This window comes from Acinetobacter kyonggiensis (genome assembly GCF_900107285.1).
In the GTDB taxonomy this organism is placed as follows: Bacteria; Pseudomonadota; Gammaproteobacteria; order Pseudomonadales; family Moraxellaceae; genus Acinetobacter; species Acinetobacter kyonggiensis.
In genome coordinates this window covers 98039-122671 of the sequence record NZ_FNPK01000011.1, presented here as the reverse complement: position 1 = coordinate 122671, position 24633 = coordinate 98039, and the positions used below count along the sequence as shown (strand labels likewise).

The window sequence follows — 24633 nt, the reverse complement described above, 5'->3', positions numbered from 1 at the left end:
ATTTTATCGACTGGTGCACGTTGGAGAGAAATGAATGTACCGGGTGAGCAAGAATACAAAACCCGTGGTGTGGCGTACTGCCCACATTGTGACGGTCCCTTGTTTAAAGGCAAACGTGTTGCAGTGATTGGTGGGGGTAATTCGGGTGTGGAAGCGGCGATTGACCTTGCAGGGATTGTTGAGCATGTGACTTTGGTTGAGTTTGATACCAAACTGCGTGCAGACCAAGTGCTACAAGATAAACTCAACAGCTTGCCAAATACCACCGTGATTATGAATGCACTCTCGACAGAAGTCGTGGGCGATGGTTCACAAGTGACGGCACTTAAATACAAAGACCGTGCTACGGATGTAGAACATAGCATTGAATTGGCAGGTATCTTTGTACAAATTGGTTTATTACCAAATACGGATTTCTTAAAAACATCCAATGTTGAGCTTTCAAACCGTGGTGAAATTGTGATTAACGACCGTAACGAAACCAATGTAAAAGGTGTGTTTGCGGCGGGTGACTGTACCACTGTGCCATACAAACAAATCATCATTGCCACAGGTGAAGGTGCCAAAGCGTCATTGTCGGCTTTTGATTACATCATCCGTTCAGGGCAGTAAATAATAAAAAAGAGGTTAAAGTGTCCCCAAACACTTTAACCTCTTCATCACATGTTATTTGACTATTATTTTTCTCAAATATTCTTGTTTGACTGGAACTTTGGAGGTTCACCCCTAAGTTCCTTTTTATATCTGCAATGTGTAAATCTAAAGTGTCCCCAAGCACTTTAGATTTACCGTTGCATTAAATTTTTTTTATTTTTCGGGCTTATCTTTTTACTTTTCCCAAGCTTTTTTTATTTAATTAAGCAATTATTATTCCAACTCAATGGAAAATATTAAGATTTAAATAAGTTCAATCCTTTAAATTTTTCCATCAATTGCACCTGTGTTTCTATGTGCTCAGGATGTGGCGTAATGCAGTCAATTGGACATACTGCAATACAGGTTTGGTGCTCATAAAAACCGACACATTCGGTACAACGATCTATATCAATCTCATATACTTTACTGCCTTCAAAGATGGCCTCGTTAGGACATTCAGGCAGACACATATCGCAATTAATACATTGATGGGTAATCAATAAAGCCATGCTCTTATCTCGATTTAGCCAGCGACATATGCCAGTGCAGCGGCTGTAATGTCTTGCACTGAATGTGGTAGATTACGAATGAGTAGGGCATAGTGCATATCGACATCGGCGGGAACAGGAATATCAACGATATGACCTGAGCCTTTGGCTTCAGAAATGGCATGACCTTTCTTGTCTAAAATTTCAGTTAGTGTAAAAGTGATGTTGCCAGAAGTGGTCATGAGTTCTAATGAATCACCCACGTCAAAACGGTTTTTGACTTCAATTTTAATATAGTTGCCATGACGTTCTAAAACCTCACCCACAAACTGTTGATGGTCAAAACGTGATGAACCCGTTTCGTAGTTTTGATATTCACTATGCACATGACGACGTAGAAAACCTTCGGTATAACCACGGTTGGCTAAACCTTCTAATTGACTCATTAATGCTGGATCAAAAGCTTGACCAGCCAGTGCATCATCAAGCGCCTTACGATAAATTTGTGCAGTACGTGCGCAATAAAAGTAAGACTTGGTACGACCTTCTATTTTTAATGAGTGAATGCCCATTTTCGCTAAACGATCGACATGCTGAACGGCACGTAAGTCTTTAGAGTTCATGAAGTAAGTGCCATGTTCATCTTCTTCAGCAGCGAACATTTCTTCTTCATTACGTTGTAATAAAACCGGCTCGCCAAATTGGTGTTGTTCTATGGCGTGTTGCTCATCGGCATCTTTATTATTGCAGCAAGATGCTGTCTCCAGTGGTTGGACTGGAATGACATCCCCAGATGCATCTTCTGCTGCTTCGTGAATATTATATTTCCAGCGACACGCATTGGTGCAAGCGCCTTGATTTGCATCACGTTTATTCATATAGCCTGAAAGTAAGCAACGACCGGAATAAGCCATACAGAGTGCGCCATGTACGAAAACTTCAATTTCCATATCAGGCACGTTCTGTTTAATCTCTTCAATTTCATCGATAGATAATTCGCGTGACAAAATGACACGGGTTAAGCCCATATTTTTCCAAAATTTTACCGTTGCCCAGTTCACCGCATTGGCTTGAACAGAGAGGTGAATCGAAACTGCTGGAAAATGTTCACGCACCATCATGATTAATCCCGGATCAGACATAATCAAAGCATCAGGTTGCATTGCAACAACAGGTTCAAGGTCTCGAATAAAATTTTTCAGTTTACTGTTGTGCGGCTGAATGTTGACCACCACATAGAATTTTTTGCCTAAAGCATGTGCCTCAGCAATACCGATTTTTAAGTTGTCATGATCAAATGCATTATTACGTACACGTAAGCTATAACGTGGCTGACCTGCATAAACGGCATCGGCTCCATAAGCAAATGCATAACGCATATTCTTAAGTGAACCAGCAGGAGAGAGGAGTTCAGTTACGTGGCAAATAGTCATGAATTAAACAAAGGCATACAAAAAATATGTCTTTATTGTAGGGATATAAAAAAATGATTCAACCTAGTAAAAAGCTCGGATTTCATCAAACTCGCATAGGAATCTGGCTAGGTTGGAGTTGTTGTATATAAAAATATGTATGTTCCGCTATGTTAGGATCTTGCATGTGGATCAGGTTGCTTTTTTCAAACCGCTTACAGATTAAACTCAGTAAGATATTTTGTGACTGAGCGTGAAATAGGTTGAACGATATGTGTGTAATTTGCCCCAAATTGTGCAACTCAGCTAGCCAAAAGATTACGATATTTGAGCTTATTATGCTCAACACAAAATTTGCAAGATCGACGCCAAGAGTGGTGGCTTTATGACCGTTTACATATCGAGTTATCTATACGAATTTTTTGTTTACAACCTGTAGCGGCACAAGGTTTTATGACTTGATTGTACGAAATTAAGGCGCTGTGAAATTTTGAACGATTTTGATTAACCAGTTAGAATAAAAATGATTTTTTTATTTTTATGTGCCTGAAATAGTGGTCGCAATATTTTATTAGAAGCTTTATTGAGCACCTGTGCCGCAAGGTTTTGGTGCGTGCAATGTAGGAAATCAACCCAGTGGTAAAGTTAATTTTTCGACTTGAAGAACCGTGCAAAGTTTAATGTTTTTACAAATAATTTATCCAGTAAAAAACATGTAAGACTGTGAGCAGTTTTAGTTTGAAGTGATAATTATGCTTTGCGATTCGATGGCACAAAAATCATGCCTACTCTATTTGGGAAATGCGATAAAAGTTCATGACGGTTAGGTCGATGCATTGCATTTAGCATTGTCTAAAGAAGAAAAATTGCAGGCATCTATGTAAAGTATTAAACATCTCCAACGTCATTTCAATGCTCTTTTTGAGTTGAATTAAGCAGATTTAAGTCGTCAAAAATTAATCAAAAAAGTTTGAAATGTTACAAAAATTGTATAATCACAACACATTATTTTTAATATGAGCACTGCAAAATTTTCATTTTTAGACCGAAATTCGTCTTTTAGACTGGTTTTTCTGATGCTGTTTACGACAATTATTGATCTTTTGCTTGAAATAGCAGTCTTCATTGCCTTAGTCCACATGTTTCGTGGTTCAAACGAAGGTTTTGTTCAACTACAGCGCTTATTCAGTCGCTTTTAACTGCTTTAAAATTTGACAATGATCAATGGTGGTATCACTCGAACAGCTCTTGCGTAAGCCTTGGAGCTGCGTGTGAAAAGTGTGTAATTCAGCAATCTTTTCTTCAACTTGCTGAATGTGCTGTTCAATCATTTGATCAACCACTTGGCAACCTGCTTGAGGCTGTTTGACTAATTCAGCGAGCTGACTAATTTCCTGTAATGACATATCTAAAGCACGGCAGCGTTTAATAAAAATTAAGCGTTTTAAGGCCTCCTCATCATAATAACGATAGTTATTGTCACCACGGAAACAGGGTTGAATCAGCTGTTTTTTCTCGTAAAAACGAATCGTGTCTGTGGACAATTGTGTTTTTTGGGATAGATCACGAATTAAATAATTTTTCATAGTATTCATTTTTGTGCTTGACCTTGGAGTTACTCCATAGTTTTGAATCAGCATAATACAAATAAATGTAAATTGAAATGGAGTAATCACATGGCATGTTCTTGCAGTCCTACCCCAGCACCACAAAAACCGAACAGTAAATTTAGAACAGCGTTGTGGATTGCATTGTTTATTAATGCTGCCATGTTTGTGATTGAATTAATTGGTGGAGCCTATGCACATTCATCCGCACTTTGGGCAGATTCGCTCGATTTCTTTGGTGATGCCATGAATTATGCTATTTCGTTGGCTGTGCTGGGGGCAAGTTTGTATTGGCGTGCGACCGTTGCATTGCTCAAAGGTGCAACAATGGCACTGTTTGGTCTGGTTGTCATTGGAAAAACGACTTATGCCTATGTACAAGGAATTCCACCTGAAGCAATTACGATGGGCGCAATTGGGGTTTTGGCTTTAATTGCGAATGTTATTTCAGCCTTATTTTTATATGCCTTTCGAGATGGGGACTCGAATATGCAGTCGGTATGGCTCTGTAGCCGTAATGACGCGATTGGAAATGTAGCTGTAATTTTCGCTGCGGTGGGTGTGTTTGGAACAGGAAGCTTAATTCCAGATTTAATGGTGGCTTTGGTGATGTCGATTCTAGGATTGACTGGTGGTTATCAGGTAATTCAAAAAGCCATGAAAGAGCGACAGGCAAGTAAGCGTATCAATCTAGTCGAGGAATGCCCATAAACAATGAGAGCGGCATACTCTCATTGTTGAATGCTATTGAATAACGCGAGGAGGAAGATAAATCGTAAATTCATTGATTGGTTCAATCAGTACACTATAGGGATTTAACTGATTCTCGAAAGATACCAGATTCATACGGTCTAAAAGATCAAATTTTGCATGAAGTAGCTTTGCTGGCTTCGCTTGTAGACGCGCATGCCAAACACGATAAGTACCTAATTTACCGTCTCTGCGATGGTAAAAGCCCGCAAGTGGGTGGGTTAAATAGACTAAGTAAGTTTCTAAATTGGGGAAGCCTTCATAGTGCCATGGGTTTTCATGTGATTGGGTGAGTTGTAGTTCAGCACTGGCCCATTCAGACTGAGTCTGCATTTTATACTGACTGTATAAGCCATCGGAATCTTGATGGCAGTCAAAATCGAATATCGCAGTATGCCAAGGTAACTGCCACAAATAACGTGGCACGATCAGTGTCCAAGAGTCTAATGTTGTGCCAATAAACCAGACGCAGCGTTCTTGTGTTTCCTGATCAATGACATAAACACGGTAATTGGTCTGTCCCATAGTGAAGTTAGGAAAAGGGCACACCGCAGAAGTAAAATCGACATCTATAAATGGAACAACAGACATTAAAGCCTGTTCTTTCCCTTGATATTGAATGGTGTCCAGCTTAAAGCGTTCTGGAATAATATCTTTAAAACGAATTGGGTCTAGTGCATAAGTAATCAACGCAAAATGTTTTAATTTGCATTGCACATCAAGGCCAGTAGGTTGAGGGCGCGGATGCAGAAAATCTGGAAAATTTAAGTTTGGAAAAGTCATTTAATTAATCTGGGACATTTATAATTGTTGAGTAAATATAAAACAAAGTTTACTGCTGAGTAAATAAAGGCTGAAGCATTATTCACCTATCATTTTTAATAGCTTTCGTTTTTCTAATTCAGACAAGCAAGCAAAAGGCTACTGCGACTATGAGTAGGCGATACAAAATTATTTTAAAACCGAATAGTTCCTAGAAAAGAGTTATTCAAACAACGAACAGACTTTTGAATCAAATATACAGTGTTTTATTAATCATAAAAAATATTTAAAAATAATTGCTTATGTTGTTATTTTATCCATTTTACTCCAGAAGTTTTGCCAAAGCTGTAGGTATTGTTCAAGTAACTGTTCATAGTCATGTTGTTGAGAGCTGTGGTAACTTTGAGTCAGAAGGGCCCAAATATCATCTTCATGATTATCATCATTGGCTAATTTTTCTGAGTGATCTACCACACCATGACAGGCATAATATCCATAGGTAAATTGCACATCATATTTTTCTAAATTAATTCTGAGTGCTTCACTGTATTTAATGACCTGTAATTCTGCACAGGCTAAAATTAACAATAAATTATTATAAGAAGGTAGGTGTGGCTGATTGAATTGGTTGAGATCATAGGCTTCCGTAACGACCTGTTTCGGATCTAAAGGGTTAACCTGTAATAATTTCAGTAAATCCATAAAGTAAACGAGATGAGATCTTGCTGGCGAACTTAAACTTAGCTCATAGGTATTAAAACCCAACTCATCAATTAAGTTGAGTGATAATAAATAGCGCGCATAGGCCTTAGCATGAATACGGTCTACTTCATGAATATTTTCATGATTTTCCAATTGTAAAGCTTGATAAATAACCATGCTGAGTGTATCAGTAAAGTTTTTTACAATGGCTGTAAAATAATTGATATGAATGAACTTTAACTGGTCTAAAGACAAAGTTTGGCTGTTAAGACGCGTTAAAATTGGAAGCTGAAACAACGGATGTTGTAGGCACTTTTGTTTAAGTTGCTGAACCTCATGAACATGCTTGTTCCATAAGGTTGCCGGAATAGACTTTTTAATAAAACTCAAAGCTTCAAGCCGTGCATTTTCAGATTGAGTGAAAGAAAGTGTACTCATAAGGGGAGGTCAGTCTTTGAATCTTTCAATCATAGTAAAAAAAATATAAATACGCTACACCATTTTTTATAAAAGACTTTCATTTCAAACATTTGCTCTTGTAGAATAAATATAGTAATAAATGATAAACATGAATTTTTTTAATATGATGCAAAAAATGTTATGCTAGTGCATATTTACGCTAGATGATTAAAAAGATGCATCTTTTTCTATTTTATTTTGGTTCATCATACAATGAAAATAAGGTTGGTAGGTAAGTAACATGTCTAAAAAAGACGACATAATTAATACTGCACTGCATCTTTTTAATTCTTACAGTTATAATTCAATTGGGATCGATCGGATTATTAGTGAATCTGGCGTTGCGAAAATGACATTCTATAAATATTTTCCATCTAAGGCGAAACTGATTGAGGAATGCCTGCATCGTAGAAATATGAATCTACAAGAGTCTTTAGATGCCGCGATTGCTAAATGTGACTACAATGACTATCTAGCACATGTAAAAACCATCTTTTTTTGGTATCAGGCATGGTTTCATATGGAAGATTTCAATGGGTGTATGTTTCAGAAGGCCGTTGAAGAAGTTTCTAAAATATATCCATCAACCATGCAACCCGCTATAGAATATAAAGAGTGGTTGCTCGAAAGAATCCGTTTTGCTTTAGAGCAGTTGGCAATAAAACAGCCACTTCAGTTGGCTGTACTTTTGACTAGTATTCTCGATGGGATGACGATACAAGCACAAATTGATAAAAATTCGGTCAATATTGAGGAATACTGGAAACGTGTTTATCAGTTAATTCAATTGGAACTCATGGCCGTTTAAATTTTACTGTGCTTATCGTTTGCTGCTTATAAATTTTAAAAAATAAAAAAGCGTGAATATTATAGTTATATATCACGCCTCGCTGAAAGTTCTTGGTTTAGTATTAATATTGAAGTCTCTTTCATAATGAAATTGGCTAAAATATTAATACTATGAGGAGTTTGAAAACTCCCTTCTTATGTTGTTTTTATACTTGTAAAGTGCCCTCTGGATGTATTATAAACTTCAGCTAAATAAAACAAATCAGCAGTATACAGACCTGTCTGTTTATGTTTGAGATTATAGGTACTTTTATTGCTTAAGACAACAATTTTTAGTCAGTTTTTTGACAAATTCTGACCAAAAATGTTGGTGTGGTTGAAATTCACTCACATTTATTCAGATTTAATAAAAAATAAATATTTGAAAATAAAAAAAAACCGAGGAAATTCCTCGGTTTTTCAATATGACGCGGTATTATTTTTCAACAAATGCACGTTCAACCACATAATCGCCAAGCACACCCATACGAGGTGATTCTTTTAGCCCATGCTGGTCTAAAAGTGCAACAACGTCTTTTAGGAATGCAGGGCTACCGCAAAGCATTGCGCGGTCAGTTTCTGGGTTGAAACGTGGTAGACCAATTTTTTCGAAGATTTCACCACTTTCAATTGCCGTGGTTACACGCCCTTGGTTTGGATATTCTTCGCGTGTTACAGTTGGGTAATAAACCAGCTTGTCTTTAATGCCTAATTCTTCGAAAAATTCATGGTTTGGAAGTTCATTATTAATTAAATCTTGGTAGGCCAATTCAGAGATGAAACGTGTACCGTGAACAACAATCACTTTTTCAAAGCGTTCATAGGTTTCAGGATCACGAATGGTTGCCAAGAATGGCGCAAGACCAGTACCTGAAGAAAGTAGGTACAAGTTTTTACCTGGGTTTAAGTCATCAAGCACTAAAGTACCTGTAGGCTTTTTAGAAACTAAGATTTCGTCGCCCACTTTTACTTTTTGTAAAATAGAGGTTAAAGGACCATCTGGCACTTTAATTGAGAAAAACTCTAATTCTTCTTCGTAGTTAGCACTGGCAATAGAATAAGCACGCATTAAAGGCTTACCGTTTACTTCAAGACCAATCATCACAAATTGACCATTTTTAAAACGTAGCGCAGTGTCACGCGTGGTTTTAAAACTGAATAATGTGTCATTCCAGTGGTGGACGTGAGTAATCTTCTCGACGTTGAAAGCAGCCATTAAAGGTCTCAATAAATTATCAAATTAGAACAGCTTACTATTCTAATCTAAAAACATTCTCGATAAACTGAATATATTTAATTGAGCTTATCAGAAAAATTGATTATGACTGAACTTAAAGTGCCTATTATTGGGTATATGAACTCGCCTTATCGTGAAAAATTTGGTATTCCGAGACAACCTAATTTGGTTCAAGTCGAATCTTATATTGAAATGGTTGAACCTTATAATGATTTATTGGCGTTCGAAGGCATTAATGAATTTAGTCATTTGTGGTTAATTTGGCAGTTTCATGACAATAAAAATCAACAAGATAGCCATAATTTTCGCCCTCAAGTCCGACCACCCCGTTTAGGGGGAAATAAGAAAATGGGGGTGTTTGCGACACGGAGTATGTATCGTCCTGCACCTATGGGCTTGTCTGTGGTGCAGTTGAAAGAAGTGAAAAAAGTCGGTAAGTCTGTTCGTGTGTATGTGACAGGGAGTGATTTGCTCAATGGCACACCAATTTTAGATATTAAGCCATATATTCAATATTCAGATGCCGTTGTTGCTGCAAAAAGTGGTTATGCGCAGCATGAGCCTGAACGAATGCGGGTTATTTGGAGCGAAAGTGCGGAGCAACAAAAGCAAGAGTTGATTCAGGTTCAAAACTTAGATGATCGAATTGTGAGTGAGTTGGAGCAAGTTTTATCCTTGGATCCAAGACCTGCTTATCAAAATGATGCAGCGCGGATTTATAAAATGAATTTTGCTCATTTAGATGTGAGTTTTTCTGTCGGGTTAGGCAATATTACGGTTGTTGATATTGTTCAACTCTAGCGTAGGCTGACCCAGAAAAGCACACTGATTAAAACGAGCATATGTAGTATTTGAGCAGGAACGAATACGCGCGCGAATTTCCAGCCACCCGTTAAAGTCGCATTAATAGATTTCGAAATTGCATGAGCGCCTAAGCCTAAAATCATGGCATAGAGTAATGTTGAGTTGGTTGGATCACCTTGAATGACCACGGCCGCTGCGGCTGCGTGAATTTCAAATAGTGAAGCTAACAGCGTTCCTGCAATTAATCCGGCATCCCCAAGTAAAAGATTGAGTCCATAAATTCCTGCTTGAATAATAGTTAATGTACCTGCAATGATGGCAGCTTCTTTTAAGCTAAACATTCGGCTATCGATTAATTCTATATTTTCAGGTGCTTTTGCGTTACGTAAAAGCCATAAAGCACAGAGAGCGAGAATAATGATGGCAAGTAATGATGGAAAAATCAGAATTTTTAGCCAACTTACAGACACGCCAGCAATAATAATTAACAGCAGCAATAAGGTGGAAATACAGGACATCAGTGCTGCACCTGCATTAGCATTTGCTTCTGCACGACCTGAGCGAACTTCCATACCTAAGCTGGCGATGGTGGCTGTACTCGATACAAAACCAGATGCTATAGATGAAAGCATGAGGGCATTTTTTGAAGACAGTAAGCGTTTTGCAATATGCGCTAAAGTTTGAACCACCAGTATAAGCGCTAGCAGTTTTAAAATAATATAAGGGTTGAGGACTGAACCCCATAAAGGTGTGTTTGGGGTCAGCGGTAAACCAATTAAAATCAGCGCGAGTAAAAATAAACCATCTTTAAACTCAGCTTCGGTAATCCATTTGCTTGCAATACCATGTATTGAATGTTTCATCATTAAAATAATGGTCAGTACAACGGATAAACTTGCAGCCAGTGTAATGTTCCAAAGGCAAAGTGCGCCGATAAAATAGGTCATGACAAAGGCCAGTTCAGTGGTTACACCAGGATCTTTAAGCTGGTTTTTAAGCGAAAAAATACCAATTCCACCAATAATGATTGCACCGACCAGACCAAAAATAGCGCCAAAAGTAAAACATAGCGCACCAAGTAATGCACAGATGACAAATGAACGAACGCCAGCAAAGCTATGTTGATTTTCACGTTGTTTGCTTCTTTCACGCTCTAAACCGATTAATAAACCACAACCTAAAGCCGCAGCCATAATCATCAGTAATTCTTGAAATGATGTGCTTTGAAGCGATAGATTAAGCAGATTATTCACAGTATTAATCCAAAAACTTAAGGTTGGGGAGTGTGGTGGTTAATTGAACAGTGTATGAAGCATTATTGGCTATAAATCAGCGAAAGTAAAAGTATAATCGTCGTTAAGTTAAGAGTAGTAATGGCCTTTATTTTGAAAGTGAGATAAGGGATCAATAAAGTTAATTTAACGCTCAAGTGCTTATTTTTATAAAAGTGATTTAAGCGAGATGAAATTTAGTTTGCTATAGTATTGCGATGTTTTGGGGCTTAGAACAATGAATTTTAATTTTGAAATGGACACATCTTGGTGTCTGGAACAATTACAAAAAGATGAACGTATTACCGAGCGCAATAAGCTACTGATACAAACGACACATCGGCAACGTGAGCAACTCAAGTGGCATCCATTGCAGTGGATTGCAAATTTTGATCTGGTGGATCAATCGCACCCTCAATCCACCCTGACTTTAAACCGTTTATGTCAGTGGATTGCAGAAAAAGCCAATATTCCTTTTTATATTATTGATCCTTTGAAAGCAGATGTGCAGGCATTGACCAGTGTGATGTCGCAAGAATTTGCTGTACGTAATAAAATTTTAGCGGTTGAAATTCAAGCAGATAAAGTATTTATTGCAACGGATCAACCTTATAAAACAGAGTGGGTTGCGAACTTAGAACACAGTCTTTTACCGAAAAAAATTCAGCGTGTATTGTTAAGTCCAGACCAGTTACAGCGCTATTTGGTGGAATATTACCAAGTTAGTCGTGCTGTAAATTCATCACAAAAAGCCAATGCTTATGATCGTGATCACAAAGGGGTAGAGGCGCTCTTACAATTGGGAGATACCCAAAATCCAGATGCCAATGATCAGCATATTGTCAAGCTTGTGGATTGGGTTCTACAGTTTGCCTTTGAACAAGGCGCGAGTGATATTCATCTCGAACCGCGTAAAGATGCAGGAAAGGTACGCTTTCGAATAGATGGTGTATTGCATACCATTTATAAAATGCCAGCCAATACACTGACCGCGGTGATTTCACGGATTAAAATTTTAGGTCGGATGAATGTGGCTGAAAAGCGTAAACCTCAAGATGGTCGCTTAAAAACCCGTACCCCGAAAGGGCAAGAAACAGAGCTACGTTTATCGACTTTACCGACTGCGTTTGGCGAAAAAATGGTGATGCGTATTTTTGACCCCGAAGTTTTGGTCAGAAGTTTTCAACAGTTGGGCTTTGAAGGCGATTTACTCAGTGATTGGCAAGCCTTAACGTCACATAGTCACGGCATTATTTTGGTGACGGGGCCGACGGGTTCGGGAAAAACCACGACTTTGTATTCTTCACTGAAACAGCTGGCAACAGAACAAGTGAATGTCTGTACGATTGAAGACCCGATTGAAATGCTTGAACCGAGTTTTAATCAAATGCAGGTAAATCAAGGGATTGATTTGGGCTTTGCCGATGGCGTTCGCGCTTTAATGCGTCAAGACCCCGATATTATTATGGTGGGTGAGATTCGAGATCAAGATACCGCAAATATGGCGATCCAAGCTGCGTTGACAGGTCATTTGGTGTTATCTACTTTACATACCAACGATGCACCTTCAAGTCTGACGCGATTGCATGATTTAGGCATCCAGCCATTTTTAACTGCGGCGACCATTTTAGGGGTTCTGGCACAGCGTCTGGTGCGGAAACTGTGCCCACATTGTAAACAAGAAACCTTTATTAATGAGCAAGAATGGAAGCATTTAACTTTTGATTATGAAATCGAAATGCCGAACTTTGTATTCCATGCTGTTGGTTGTGAAGAATGTCGTCACACGGGATATAAAGGTCGTATTGGTATTTATGAATTTATGCCTTTAAGTTTGGAGAGCAAACAACTGATTGGGGCAAATGCTAATTTAAACCAGTTGCGTCATCAGGCCAAGAAAGAAGGCATCGAACCCCTTCGAATTGCGGGTGCACGTAAAGTTTTAGCAGGCATGACCACTTTAGAAGAAGTCTTGCGCGTGGTGCCTTTGAATTAAAGCATTGGTGAAAATTAAGAAATCTTAAGATTCACCTCATCTTTATTTGTTTTAATGACTTTATCGAAAAGGTGAACAAAAAGATGAGGGTTTTAAGCATGAATATGATTTCAAAAGCAGCTTTAATTGCAGGTTTGGTGGGTGCAACAACATTTGCTATGGCAAATACCGCAGTCAATCAAACTGCAATTGCACCGCAAGTGACCACGACAGTTAAACAGGCATTGACTTTAAAAGACGACACGAAAGTACAGCTCAAAGGTTATGTGGTTAAAGCTTTAGGGGATGAGAAATATCAATTCCGCGATAATACGGGCACGATTACCGTCGATATTGATGATGAGTTATGGCAAGGTAAACCAATCTCTGCAAAAACACCTGTCACCTTGATTGGTGAAGTTGATATTGATTACAAACCTGCAAAACGTGTTGAAATTGATGTGGAAGCCGTTAAGTTTTAAGTTGTTCACGCAGCTGAAATAATAGATATCAGTGACTTAAGCAGATATCTATCTCAAAACCACATGCGTTATTCATGTGGTTTTTTCAATTTAATGCCTTTTAAAGCATGTTATCTTAAAAGTAAATCATGTCTAAATATGAGAACAACACATGCGAATCTTACTGGCAGAAGATGATGCCTCCCAAGCAGAAAGCATAAAAACATGGCTAGAAATGGATGGTTATAATATTGATTGGGTTGAGCGTGGTGATCATGCCATTTTAGCCCTTGAACAGCATCAGTATGATTGTGTGTTACTGGATCGTGGACTTCCTAAAATCAATGGCGATGACATTCTTAAAACTATACGCGCACAGCAACAACCCACGCCCGTAATTTTTATTACAGCGCAGGACAGTATTCATGATCGTGTTGAAGGTTTAGATTTGGGTGCAAATGATTATTTGGTCAAACCTTTTAGTTTGGAAGAACTTTCAGCCCGTGTACGTTCGCAATTGCGACAACATCAAGCTCAAGTGGGGCAATATCTTCATTTTGCCAATTTACAATTAGACCCACAAGCAAAAACCCTAAAGCAAGATGGTGAACCCATTAACCTCACTGCAAAAGAGTTTCAAATTTTGCATAAGTTGATGCAAAAACCAGATCATGTGGTCACACGTGAACAATTAGAAGAATCTTTATATGCGTGGGGCGATGAAATAGAGAGCAATGCGATTGAAGTCTTTATTTATCAATTGCGTAAAAAAATAGGCAGCCAATATATTAAAACCATTCGTGGTTTAGGCTATCGCATGAGTCACGATTAATATGCGCAAAACTGTCTCTTTACAAACCAAACTGATTAAAACCTCATTATTCAGTTCAATTCTGACAGGGCTGTTGGCATTGTTGCTGTTTGTGCTGATTTCACTGTATCAGACCATGCAAGTGCAAGATCAAATCATGGATGAAATTGCCGATATGCTCTTGATTTCGGATATAACCACACATTCAGGACAACAGGTGGATGAGCTGAGCGATGAGTTTGATATTCAATACCAATTAAAAGATCAGCAACAGATTCTCACCGAATCAAAAGAATTCCCGCTAGAACAGCAAAATTCAAAACTGCAAATGCAGACATCAAATGGTTATCGTTATATTTGGCAAGATCAGCAATTATGGCGCATGTATAGCGCTGAAGATGCTGAATTGAAGATGTCTGTGACTATGCTACAACCTGTAGGGGAACGCTTTAAAGAGCTGGCTCAAAATGTCATGGGTTACAGCCTGATTTTAATTTTGCTTTGGTTCATACAGTGGTTGATTTTACATTTTGCGGTGAAACGTCAATTTAAAGTCATTCAGCAATTGTCTAAAAACATTGCTGAAAAAAATGCCGATGATTTAGCACCCATTCAGCAGCAAGTGCCTGAGTTAAAAGAATTACAGCCGATGGTATTGCAGTTGAATCAGTTGTTGCAGCGGCTTAAACAATCCTTGCTTGCAGAACAGCGCTTTACTGCGGATGCTTCGCATGAACTGCGTTCGCCTTTATCGGCTATTCAGATGCGCTTACAGGTGCTTAAACGTAAATATCCAGACTTAAATCAGGACTTGGCGAGTATTCAAAATGATGTCAGCCGGGGTACGCAAGTTTTAGAAAATTTACTTTTACTGGCGCGTCTTGATCCAACCAATACCAACCAATTACCTAAAATAGACGTTAATTTACAGGCTATTGTTTCCGATGTTATTCAAGCTTTGCAACCCTTTGCACTAGAGAAAAATATTCAGATTACAACACAGATCGCGGATGATCTTTCTATCCTTGCCAATGAAAAATTAATTTTTACCTGTATGCGAAACCTTGTTGATAATGCAATTCGCTATGCTGGGCAAGGCGGACATGTATTTATTGATGTACAACAAAGGCAGCAAAATGTGGTCATAACCATTGCCGATGATGGGCAAGCACTCACTGAAGAGGTTTTACAGCGTTTAGGTGAGCGTTTTTATCGTGCCTTAGGAACAAAAACACAAGGCTCTGGACTAGGACTTTCGATTTGTCAAAAAATAATGCAATTACATGCAGGTGAAATTCATTTTTCTAAATCTGGCTATGGTGGATTACAGGTCACGCTGCAATTGCCGTTGCCTAATAAATAACTAAAAAGCAGTATGTTTGTGCACATACTGCTTGTTTCCACGTTTATTGTTTTAAATTATGATTATTTTTATTTGGTTAAAATGAGTCGATTATTGCGCGTGAGGCGCAAGCGATATTCTTCTCCAGCATGCATAATTCGGATTTCTCTGCCTAAGGAAAATAAGTTGTTCGAGTACAACATAGGTAGTGAGTGAGCTGCGTCATTATTACGTGTAAATAGGCTAAATGGTGCGTTCATTCCTTCGACTCCGTGGTATATGGGGGAACGATTTAAATGATAATCATTATCGAATAGGCCTGTCAATCAATTATTTAACAATTTATAAAAAACTTAAATTTGCTTACACTCCGTTATATTTTCACGCAAAGGAGTACGCAATGTCCAAACCCACGATTCATGTTGCAATTGCTATTTTATTGCATCAGGGCAAAGTATTGGTTGGGTGGCGTGAAGCAAAGCAGCATCAGGGCAATAAGCATGAATTTCCAGGGGGAAAAGTAGAAGAGGGGGAAACACCTTTAGCTGCCTGCCGCCGTGAAATTTATGAAGAAGTCGGTGTTGGTTTGCAAGATTGGCATACTTTTGATGTGATTCATCATGAATATGATGATGTGATCGTCAACTTGCATTTATTTCATGCCATTGTACCCACCGCATTATTGAATGAAATTCAACAGCCTTGGGCGTGGTATAGCCGTGATGAATTATTGAGTTTGAATTTTCCGAAAGCCAATCAAGCCATGATCCAGCGGCTTTGTTGGGCACATCAAATTAAAATTTCAGATCAATTAGATGTCTTGACACAATTACATCAAGATCAACTTATGTATTGGCGTGTTGAGGGAACTCAGGCGCAGATCGTTGAACTTTCAGCGTTGCGTGTTGAACAACTGTCTCAGCTCATTCTTAATGTTGATATTTACACGAAATTGAATACCATCCAACAACAAGCGATTTCTGCAATTCATTTAAAACAATCGCAACTGATGTCTCTAAAGCAAGGTGATTTAAGCATTGGAAAACGTCATATTGCGGCTTGTCATGATTTGGCAGCAATGCAACAGGCACAGCGCATTGGTTGTGATGCAATTGTATTGAGTCCAGTACTTGCGACAGCAACACATCCAGAAACGCCTGCACTTGGGTGGCAGCAGTTTAAGGCTTTAGCATCGCAAGTTGATATTCCTGTTTTTGCACTCGGTGGTATGCAAGCGAGTGATCTTGGTTTGGCGCAAGAACGGGGTGCATATGGTATTGCAGGTATTCGATTCTTATAAAAATGGTTGAATAGGATGTATTGAGCAATAATATTTAGATTTCAATACATCCTAGATTTTATAAGCTTTTCAGTGCCTTTTGCGCTTGTTGAATCATTTTTTGATCTTTTTGCTGTTGTGCAGCTTTTAAAATCACCTGCCAAAGTTGTTTCTTCATGGCATTGCTTTGTGCGTAACTTAGCCCTCGTTGTGCGAGAGCCTCAGCATTTGCAGGCTTATTTTTTTTCTGCGCAACCAAGGCCAAATACAAAAAAGTCTCGGCAGATTGTGGTGCTAAACGCTGTGCTTGAAGTGCAGCAGCTTCTGCTTCATTCCATTTTCCTTGTGTATAGGCTTGCTGAGTTTTTTGCATAAGTTTTTTGAATGCGGGTAGTTGACGACCATCTTCAAATTGCTGTTTGCTTCTTTGTTCTGGAATCACCACTTGCATTTTTTTACGTTGAATTTCTTCACGATCATAAGGCGTAATAACAACACCATCCGATTTTTTAATGGTCTTTTTTTCAGTAGACGGTTTTTTTTCTACTTCTGGTTGCTGAGGTGTTGGTAGGCTTTGACAGCCAACCAACCCTATTAAACCTAAACCGATTGCTATCTGTTTATATTTGCTGAATCGTACATTCATGCTTAATTTTCACCACTAATTATCATAGCCACCACTTGAAATGACTTTCTCATTACTTGGCAGATCGCGCTGCATTTCAGTTTCGCTTTCACGAATATAGTTTTCAATACTATCGTTTTGATCTGCGGGGGCTTGATTGTTTTCAGTATCGGGAGTGTAAACAGGCTCTACTTGATAATGCGGTAAACCACAACCTGTTGCCTCACGAGGCACATTATTACGTAGCAGTGGAATATACATTGCACCTTCACAGCCTTGCGCAGATAAGTGTCCAGTCGCACGATCAATCCATTGCCATTGCACATTTTCTGTTTGGCGTAAATTCACTGGTTTTTGGCGCAATTGCTTCATAACATTGGTCCAAACTGGAAGTGCACCAGAAGAACCCGTTAATCCTGTCACTTTGTTGTCGTCTAAACCCAGCCAAACCACACTTAAATAGTTGCCAGAATAACCTGCGAACCATGAGTCGCGTGTATCATTCGTGGTTCCAGATTTTCCTGCCAGTTTCAAGTCTGTCGGAAGAGCGCTATATGCCGAACGTCCAGTACCCGCGCTCATGACTTGTTGTAAACCGTAATTTAAAATATATGCAGCAGAAGGGTCGATGGTATTTTGAACTGTAAGACCGTAACGTTCTAACAAACGACCATTCGAATCGACCACTGAGCGAATGGATTTGATTGGATATTTGAAGCCACCCGTTGCAAAGTTGCTATAAACACTCATCACTTCCATAGGTGACATATCAACAGCACCCAGAAAAATAGACGGATAATTTGGAATGTCTGATGTCACACCAAATTTTTTCAGATGATTGCTAAATGTTGAAAGTCCAAATTCTTGTCCTAAACGCACCGCTGCAAGGTTGTATGAATTTGCCAAAGCTTCTGCCATAGGAACCACACCATGTCCACCACCACTATAATTTTTAGGTGTCCACGTTTTTCCTTCACTTAAAATGTTGATCGAGCTGTCTTCAATTGGACTTGCCCAATTGTAACGTCCAGATTCAATAGCACTTAAATAAATGACGGGTTTAAGTAACGAACCGACTTGGCGCTTGGCATCTAAGGCACGGTTAAAACCAGTAAAGTCTTGGGTTGAACCCACAGCTGCAACCAATTCACCATTTTCAGGATGAGAGATTAAAACAGCACCTTGCAAGTCTTTTAGGCGTTTAGGATTTGCATTGGCTAAGCGTGAAACAGATGCTTTAAAGGCTTCTTGCACTTGAGTTTGCGCAATAGGATCAAGTGTAGTGAAAATTTTCAAACCCTGATTGGTTAAATCACCTTCTTGATATTCAGTACGTAATTGACGACGTACAATATCGAGGAAGTCTGGGAAACGTGCAGGGCCTAATGTTGGTTTTGCAATCACGTTTAATGGTCGTGCAGTTTCTTGCTCAAACTGTTTTTGAGTCAGATAACCCATGACCAACATATTATTGAGCACAATATCACGACGTTTTTTTGCACCTTCAGGGTTTTTCCATGGGTTAAATAACGTCGGGCCTTGAACTAAACCAACTAAATAGGCTTGTTGGGCAATATTTAATTCGCTTAAAGGTAAACCAAAGTAAAATTGTGAAGCAAGACCGTAACCATTAATCGAATAATTACCATTTTGCCCCAGATTTACTTCATTTAAATAGGCTTCTAAAATTTCGTCTTTATCGTAATGTAGTTCAATTAACAATGCCATTAAGGCTTCATTGACTTTACGTTTTAAGGTTTTTTCGGGGCTTAAATAAAAGTTTTTAACCAACTGCTGAGTCAGCGTCGAACCACCTTGACGTTTACCTCCAGTCACATTACTGACTAAAGCACGTGCCGTACCACGAACTGAAATACCGTGATGATGATAGAAGTTACGATCTTCAGTGGCAATCAGGGCTTCAATTAATGGTTTAGGTACATTTTTAAGTTTAATCAGGACACGGTCTTCATTATGTTGAGGATAAATTCCCCCAATCAATAACGGCTCTAAACGCGCAATTCCAGTAGAAGAAGGTTTGGTTGCACTGACCTCACCAATTTGATTATCGGCAAAAGTGACTTTTAGAACCTGTTCTGGTTCAACACTGTCACCAAAGTCAAAACCTCGGGTATGCACATAGAGTTCATCACCTGACGTAACATAACTACCCGATTTGGTATAACTCTCTGAATTTTTATAACCCAATAATTTTAATTCTTGGGTGAAATCTGTTTGATTGACGGGCGCATTGGTATAAACCTCTAAAGGACGCGCAAAAACTTTTGCAGGAATATCCCAGCGTTGTCCTTCAAATTTATCTCGTACAATATTGTCCATTCGTATTAAGTAGATGCTAAAAACTAAGAAAACACCAATGACTAATATTGAGAAAATAAGGGCCAGTAAACCGATACCGCGTTCAGACTTCATCAATGAGTATAAGATCCAAATAAATTATGCTAATGATGCGAAGCTTTTCATTTTTTTGCAATAATTAATCTGTGAACGACGACAAAATATAACGCTAAAAAAGTCAGTCTAGAGGTAATGAGTTGTTGATTTTATAAAAGATGTTATTTTACAGTTGAGTCTGTTTTTAGATGTATTGGATGGGTTTTAATCAGTATTACCCAAAGTGAGGTATTACGGATTATGGCATGGCTGAAGTGTGGATTAAAAAATGTGATCTTTATCATGAAAACCGAATACCGTTATAGTTTATATAAGGTGAGCTTTAAGTGTAGGTGTGGCTTGAGAAAATGGTTTATTTTAGATTGGTAAATCGATATAGCTTGTATGATCAACTTTTAAAGTTTTTTAAAATGAATAGGGTTAATGCTATGATATGCATGAATCGTAGCGGAGCGATGACTTAGGTGCAAATTTCACATAAAAATTTTCGTAACATTGGATTGATCGGACGTCCAGATAAATCCTCCGTGGTTGAAACTTTAAGTCTCATTCATAACCATCTTTTACGTTTAGGGCTTCATCCTGTTTTTGATTCAGAAACAGCAGCATTGGTTCCTGATAGTCGTAATACGCAAACAGTAAGCCGTAGTTTGCTGGGTGAAGTGGTTGATTTGGTGATTGTAGTCGGTGGTGATGGTTCTTTGTTACATGCTGCACGTGCTTTGGTAAAACACAATACGCCAGTCATTGGCATCAACCGTGGTCGTTTGGGCTTCTTAACCGATATTAAGCCGACCGAGGTGATTTTTAAACTGGATCAAGTACTCAAAGGTGAATTTCAGCTAGACCGTCGTTTTCTATTGGAAATGGAAATTCGTTCTAAAGGCGAAAATATTTATGATGCGATTGCTTTGAATGATGTGGTCTTGCATTCAGGTCGCTCGGTTCATATGATTGACTTTGAATTGAATATTGATGGTCAGTATGTCTATCGCCAGCATAGTGATGGTTTAATTGTGTCTACCCCAACGGGTTCTACAGCGTATGCTTTATCAGGTGGTGGACCGATTGTTCATCCAAGTATGGATGCCATCTCTTTAGTGCCTATGCATCCGCATACATTATCTTCACGTCCTATTGTCGTTGGTGGGCATAGTGAAATTAAGATTATGATTCGCGAAAACCGTGTGTTACCTATGGTCAGTGCCGATGGTCAACATAGCGTTTCACTGAGTGTGGGTGATAGTTTACATATCCGTAAACATCCATTTAAATTGAATTTACTTCATCCACCGGGTTATGACTTCTATATGGCATGTCGTACCAAACTTGGTTGGAATCAAGATTTTGACTCTTTACAACAGCAGGATTAAATGATGAATATTGAACAAATGCTTGCCGTACTCGATCCTGAAATTGTTTCGCGTTTAAAAACAGCAGTAGAAATTGGAAAATGGCCAAATGGCCTTGTTTTAACCGCAGAACAGCGTCAAATTTGTATGCAAGCTGTCATTGCGTGGGAAGCTCAAAATTTACCTGAAAAGGAACGTAGTGGCTATATTGATAAAGGCCATAAAGAGGAAGGGGAAGAATGTGATTCACATGTTCCTGAGCCTGAATTTCAACCGATTCGTTTTGTTTAATGATGAATGGTTTTAGTCGCTTAACTTTAAATTGAAGTTGTGATTATGGCTACACGTAAAAGCCATTCGCAACTGTTCGAGGCAGGACGATATTAATATCGTCCTGTTTTTGCGAGAGAGATGACACTTTGTGGTATTTGCCGAGTTTTGCGAATGGAAAAAGTTTTGGTTACTTTTTTTAAAAGTAACACAACGAGCTCCAGATATTTGCGAATAAACGGTAAGACTCCGCAGAGCCTGATCTTTTAGCCTATTAAATAACTTTTCGGCTTTGCCAAAGCTCTTTGGCTTTTAGCATTGCTTCATCATAAGAATCACAAACTCCCATGGTATATAACGCAATACCCATGGTTTCAGTGACGGCAATTTCACCATATTCATGATGTTGCTTGCCTTCCCAAACCGCTTTAAATACGGCTAAATCCAGTTCTTCTTCAATCGGACTACGGTTTTCGGTCAATTTTGGTAATTCGTGTTCATACAGCTCACCATTTTTAATGCCACAAATTAAAGTTTTAGCATCAGGATTGCGTTCAAATTCGCCCCCTTCACCTTTAATGACAGCACTATTTTTATAGCCTAATTTAAAAGCCGTTTGCTGGTGTGAACCACGATAAGCAGGATGAAAAATCGCTTGCATGGTTGCTTTTGCATTAAATGGATTAATTAGGCGAGCTAGAGTATGAATGGGGGAGCGTAAGCCCATTACATTACGCAGTGCAATTAAATCACTCAGTATTGGGGAAATTACTTCTAGAGGAATATAGGCAAAATTGTGTTGTTGTAATTGTTGTTTCACATCTATTTCATTTTGGCAAATAGTATAACCGAGGTATTCCAATACTTGTTCTGTATATATACGGTTAATTGTATGTCCTGATGCACCATGCATCACCACCTTATAGCCATTTTGAGCAAGGGTGAGGGCTGCCAATAAAAACCAAGGATAGTGTTTTCGCTTGCCTGCATAAGATGACCAATCTAAATCAACATCTAAATGTTGAAAATGAAGTTGATCACGCGTTGCTTGTACAAAGCCAGTCAGCTCATCTACAGATTCTTCTTTAACACGTAGCAGCATTAAGAAAGCACCAAGCTGAACATCTAAAACGTCACCTTTCAAGATCATACTAAACGCTTGGTAAGCTTCATCAAAACTGAGCGAGCGCGCACCATTTTTCCCTTTACCTACAATACGAACAAATTGTGCAAAGGGATGTTCAAAATCTTTGTAGAGGTTTCTTTTATTGTTCATGCGTGCGTACCACAGTATTTCGTATGAAAATGAATGTCCACACTATGACATAAAAATAAAATGAAGAAAAAGATAATATCCATATTAGACTAATGTCTGAATGGATTTTGTGTGAAAAACAATCGAAAAGGACGCGTGTTAACAATTTCTTGATCTAAAATCAAGTACACTTTCTTCTTATAGAATTTATTTAAATTTTCATGATCTCCTTAGTCTAATTTTTTGCATTTAATAGATATTCTCTCAAATATTATTTGCGAAATTGACTATTTCATTTGTGAATCTTTTTTTGTTTTCATCTTAAGTCGGGTTTTTCACAAGAACTCATTGTCTTTTTGCATCTTGTAAAAAGGTTTAGGGTTGTATATTCGTAAGAATAGGCAAGAGAAAATGGATATTTCTGCGTGCGGAAATACATGAAGAAGTTATGATTATGGCTAAAAAACCTTTATATAAATCACTTTATTTTCAAGTGATTATTGCCATTATTGCGGGCGTGTTAATAGGTCACTTTTTCCCAAGTGGTACACAACTAGTCAATGGTGTTGAAAAACATGTGCCTGGTTTAGGCGAGCAATTAAAACCGTTGGGTGATGGATTTATTCGCCTAATCAAAATGATTATTGCACCTGTAATTTTCTGTACTGTGGTCAGTGGTATTGCTGGCATGGAAAGCATGAAGTCTGTGGGTAAGACAGGCGGTATTGCTTTACTTTATTTTGAAATCGTATCCACGATTGCCTTACTTGTTGGTTTGCTTGTAATTAATATTGCAAAACCGGGTGTAGGCATGAATATTGATCCTGCATCTTTGGATATATCGGGTATTTCTAAATATGTAGAATCAGGTCAATCACAATCGACGATTGATTTCTTTATGAATATCATTCCGAATACTGTTGTAGGTGCATTTGCTGAAGGTGAAATTCTTCAAGTCTTATTGTTCGCTCTTCTGTTCGGCTTTGCGTTGCATAAGTTGGGTGATGCGGGTAAACCTGTACTAAAATTTATCGATCAAATTTCTCATGTCTTCTTCAATATCGTAAATATGATTATGAAGTTGGCTCCAATCGGTGCATTTGGTGCAATGGCATTTACCATTGGTAAATATGGTATTGGCAGTCTTGCACAATTAGCGCAATTGATCATCTGCTTCTACATTACGTGTTTACTGTTTATTTTCATTGTATTAGGCTCAATCTCTCGTTTTTGTGGTTTTAATATTTTGAAAATGATTCGGATGATTCGTGAAGAACTCCTTATTGTATTGGGAACGTCATCTTCGGAATCAGTGCTTCCGCGGATGTTGAAGAAGCTTGAAATCGCGGGTTGTGAAAAATCAGTTGTTGGTTTAGTTATTCCTACAGGTTATTCATTTAACCTAGATGGTACGTCTATTTATTTGACGATGGCGGCTATTTTTATTGCACAAGCGACCAACACACCTTTGGATATTGAGCATCAAATTACCCTGTTAGTAGTGTTGTTGATTTCCTCTAAAGGTGCTGCGGGTGTAACAGGTTCAGGTTTTATTGTCATGGCGGCAACGTTATCTGCGGTAGGGCATATTCCAGTAGCAGGCTTGGCATTGATTTTGGGTATTGACCGTTTCATGTCAGAAGCACGTGCATTAACCAATCTTGTGGGTAACTCATTGGCAACGATTGTTGTGGCAAAATGGGTCGGACAATTGGATAAAGAGCAACTAGATTATGCTTTGGCCAATCCAGAAGAAGTGGATCGCTTAATGTCAGAAGAAAATAAAACCCATGCATAATTAAGCATGAATGAAAAAAGGAAGCTTCGGCTTCCTTTTTTATTGACTATAAAAGTCATAAAAATGACAGGAATAGGACATGACAGCGGACGAT

The 24633-nt window shown here is 38.5% G+C and carries 23 protein-coding genes; 12 read left to right on the top strand and 11 right to left on the bottom strand.

Going from position 1 to position 24633, the window contains the following annotated elements; genetic code table 11:
• Positions 1-612: FAD-dependent oxidoreductase (locus BLV99_RS10715; protein WP_167356323.1), on the top strand; the 612-nt coding region annotated here is incomplete at its 5' end.
• A 278-nt stretch (positions 613-890) separates the two neighbouring features.
• Here BLV99_RS10715 and BLV99_RS10710 read toward each other — a convergent pair.
• From BLV99_RS10710 to BLV99_RS10695, 3 genes are all read right to left on the bottom strand, one after another.
• Entirely contained in the window at positions 891-1145 is a 255-nt protein-coding gene (locus BLV99_RS10710) for a YfhL family 4Fe-4S dicluster ferredoxin (protein WP_086184704.1), read from the bottom strand.
• A gap of 14 nt (positions 1146-1159) precedes the next feature.
• A complete protein-coding gene (gene trhP / locus BLV99_RS10705) occupies positions 1160-2557 on the bottom strand; it encodes a prephenate-dependent tRNA uridine(34) hydroxylase TrhP (protein WP_092690437.1) in 1398 nt (465 codons plus the stop codon).
• A 1160-nt stretch (positions 2558-3717) separates the two neighbouring features.
• Positions 3718-4122 carry a Cd(II)/Pb(II)-responsive transcriptional regulator gene (locus BLV99_RS10695; protein WP_092690432.1) on the bottom strand — a complete coding sequence of 135 codons (405 nt, stop codon included), beginning with the start codon at positions 4120-4122 and terminating at the stop codon, positions 3718-3720.
• A 90-nt stretch (positions 4123-4212) separates the two neighbouring features.
• On the opposite strand from BLV99_RS10695, the gene BLV99_RS10690 reads away from it, so the two are divergent.
• The gene (locus BLV99_RS10690; protein WP_092690430.1) at positions 4213-4854 is read left to right on the top strand and encodes a cation efflux transmembrane domain-containing protein; all 642 of its coding nucleotides are present in this window, start codon (positions 4213-4215) and stop codon (positions 4852-4854) included.
• 33 nt (positions 4855-4887) lie between these two features.
• Here BLV99_RS10690 and BLV99_RS10685 read toward each other — a convergent pair whose 3' ends face one another.
• Together BLV99_RS10685 and BLV99_RS10680 are read right to left on the bottom strand one after the other, a co-directional pair.
• The gene (locus tag BLV99_RS10685; RefSeq protein WP_092690427.1) at positions 4888-5676 is read right to left on the bottom strand and encodes a DUF2071 domain-containing protein; all 789 of its coding nucleotides are present in this window, start codon (positions 5674-5676) and stop codon (positions 4888-4890) included.
• A gap of 279 nt (positions 5677-5955) precedes the next feature.
• A complete protein-coding gene (locus tag BLV99_RS10680; RefSeq protein WP_092690424.1) occupies positions 5956-6795 on the bottom strand; it encodes a hypothetical protein in 840 nt (279 codons plus the stop codon).
• 262 nt (positions 6796-7057) lie between these two features.
• Here BLV99_RS10680 and BLV99_RS10675 point away from each other — a divergent pair, with 262 nt between their 5' ends.
• Positions 7058-7624, top strand: a complete 567-nt coding sequence (locus BLV99_RS10675) for a TetR/AcrR family transcriptional regulator (RefSeq protein WP_086184699.1) — start codon at positions 7058-7060, stop codon at positions 7622-7624.
• 456 nt (positions 7625-8080) lie between these two features.
• On the opposite strand, the gene BLV99_RS10670 is transcribed toward BLV99_RS10675, so the two are convergent.
• Positions 8081-8860 (bottom strand): ferredoxin--NADP reductase, encoded by a 780-nt coding sequence (locus BLV99_RS10670; protein ID WP_092690421.1) that lies wholly within the window; start codon positions 8858-8860, stop codon positions 8081-8083.
• Between the two features lie 105 nt (positions 8861-8965).
• Here BLV99_RS10670 and tsaA point away from each other — a divergent pair, with 105 nt between their 5' ends.
• Positions 8966-9682: a tRNA (N6-threonylcarbamoyladenosine(37)-N6)-methyltransferase TrmO gene (gene tsaA, locus BLV99_RS10665; protein WP_092690418.1), complete on the top strand. Its 717-nt coding sequence runs from the start codon at positions 8966-8968 to the stop codon at positions 9680-9682.
• Here tsaA and BLV99_RS10660 read toward each other — a convergent pair.
• Positions 9679-10884, bottom strand: coding sequence for an MgtC/SapB family protein (locus BLV99_RS10660; protein ID WP_086184725.1), 1206 nt, complete (start codon positions 10882-10884; stop codon positions 9679-9681). The genes tsaA and BLV99_RS10660 overlap by 4 nt on opposite strands.
• Positions 10885-11194: 310 nt before the next feature.
• Here BLV99_RS10660 and tfpB point away from each other — a divergent pair, with 310 nt between their 5' ends.
• From tfpB to BLV99_RS10640, 4 genes are all read left to right on the top strand, one after another.
• On the top strand, positions 11195-12952 hold the full coding sequence (gene tfpB, locus BLV99_RS10655) for a type IV pilus assembly ATPase TfpB (protein WP_092690415.1): 1758 nt from the start codon (positions 11195-11197) through the stop codon (positions 12950-12952).
• 98 nt (positions 12953-13050) lie between these two features.
• Positions 13051-13413 (top strand): NirD/YgiW/YdeI family stress tolerance protein, encoded by a 363-nt coding sequence (locus BLV99_RS10650; protein ID WP_092690413.1) that lies wholly within the window; start codon positions 13051-13053, stop codon positions 13411-13413.
• A 151-nt stretch (positions 13414-13564) separates the two neighbouring features.
• On the top strand, positions 13565-14224 hold the full coding sequence (locus BLV99_RS10645; protein ID WP_092690410.1) for a response regulator transcription factor: 660 nt from the start codon (positions 13565-13567) through the stop codon (positions 14222-14224).
• A 1-nt stretch (position 14225) separates the two neighbouring features.
• Positions 14226-15566 (top strand): sensor histidine kinase, encoded by a 1341-nt coding sequence (locus tag BLV99_RS10640; protein ID WP_092690407.1) that lies wholly within the window; start codon positions 14226-14228, stop codon positions 15564-15566.
• A 68-nt stretch (positions 15567-15634) separates the two neighbouring features.
• Here the strand turns inward: BLV99_RS10640 and hemP are convergent, their stop codons facing one another.
• Complete coding sequence (gene hemP, locus BLV99_RS10635) at positions 15635-15805, bottom strand: hemin uptake protein HemP (RefSeq protein ID WP_086165760.1); 171 nt, start codon at positions 15803-15805, stop codon at positions 15635-15637.
• Between the two features lie 140 nt (positions 15806-15945).
• On the opposite strand from hemP, the gene BLV99_RS10630 reads away from it, so the two are divergent.
• Entirely contained in the window at positions 15946-16845 is a 900-nt protein-coding gene (locus tag BLV99_RS10630; protein WP_092690404.1) for an NUDIX domain-containing protein, read from the top strand.
• Positions 16846-16903: 58 nt separating this feature from the next.
• On the opposite strand, the gene BLV99_RS10625 is transcribed toward BLV99_RS10630, so the two are convergent.
• Positions 16904-17470 carry a hypothetical protein gene (locus tag BLV99_RS10625; RefSeq protein ID WP_092690402.1) on the bottom strand — a complete coding sequence of 189 codons (567 nt, stop codon included), beginning with the start codon at positions 17468-17470 and terminating at the stop codon, positions 16904-16906.
• 15 nt (positions 17471-17485) lie between these two features.
• Positions 17486-19882: a penicillin-binding protein 1B gene (gene mrcB, locus BLV99_RS10620; protein WP_092690398.1), complete on the bottom strand. Its 2397-nt coding sequence runs from the start codon at positions 19880-19882 to the stop codon at positions 17486-17488.
• Positions 19883-20328: 446 nt separating this feature from the next.
• Here mrcB and BLV99_RS10615 point away from each other — a divergent pair, with 446 nt between their 5' ends.
• Together BLV99_RS10615 and BLV99_RS10610 are read left to right on the top strand one after the other, a co-directional pair.
• Complete coding sequence (locus tag BLV99_RS10615) at positions 20329-21237, top strand: NAD(+) kinase (protein WP_086165756.1); 909 nt, start codon at positions 20329-20331, stop codon at positions 21235-21237.
• A gap of 3 nt (positions 21238-21240) precedes the next feature.
• On the top strand, positions 21241-21507 hold the full coding sequence (locus BLV99_RS10610) for a YeaC family protein (RefSeq protein ID WP_086184724.1): 267 nt from the start codon (positions 21241-21243) through the stop codon (positions 21505-21507).
• Between the two features lie 253 nt (positions 21508-21760).
• Here BLV99_RS10610 and BLV99_RS10605 read toward each other — a convergent pair whose 3' ends face one another.
• Entirely contained in the window at positions 21761-22762 is a 1002-nt protein-coding gene (locus tag BLV99_RS10605) for a glycosyl transferase family protein (protein ID WP_092690395.1), read from the bottom strand.
• Positions 22763-23195: 433 nt separating this feature from the next.
• On the opposite strand from BLV99_RS10605, the gene BLV99_RS10600 reads away from it, so the two are divergent.
• Positions 23196-24539 (top strand): dicarboxylate/amino acid:cation symporter, encoded by a 1344-nt coding sequence (locus tag BLV99_RS10600; RefSeq protein WP_086184723.1) that lies wholly within the window; start codon positions 23196-23198, stop codon positions 24537-24539.
• Positions 24540-24633 lie beyond the last annotated feature (94 nt).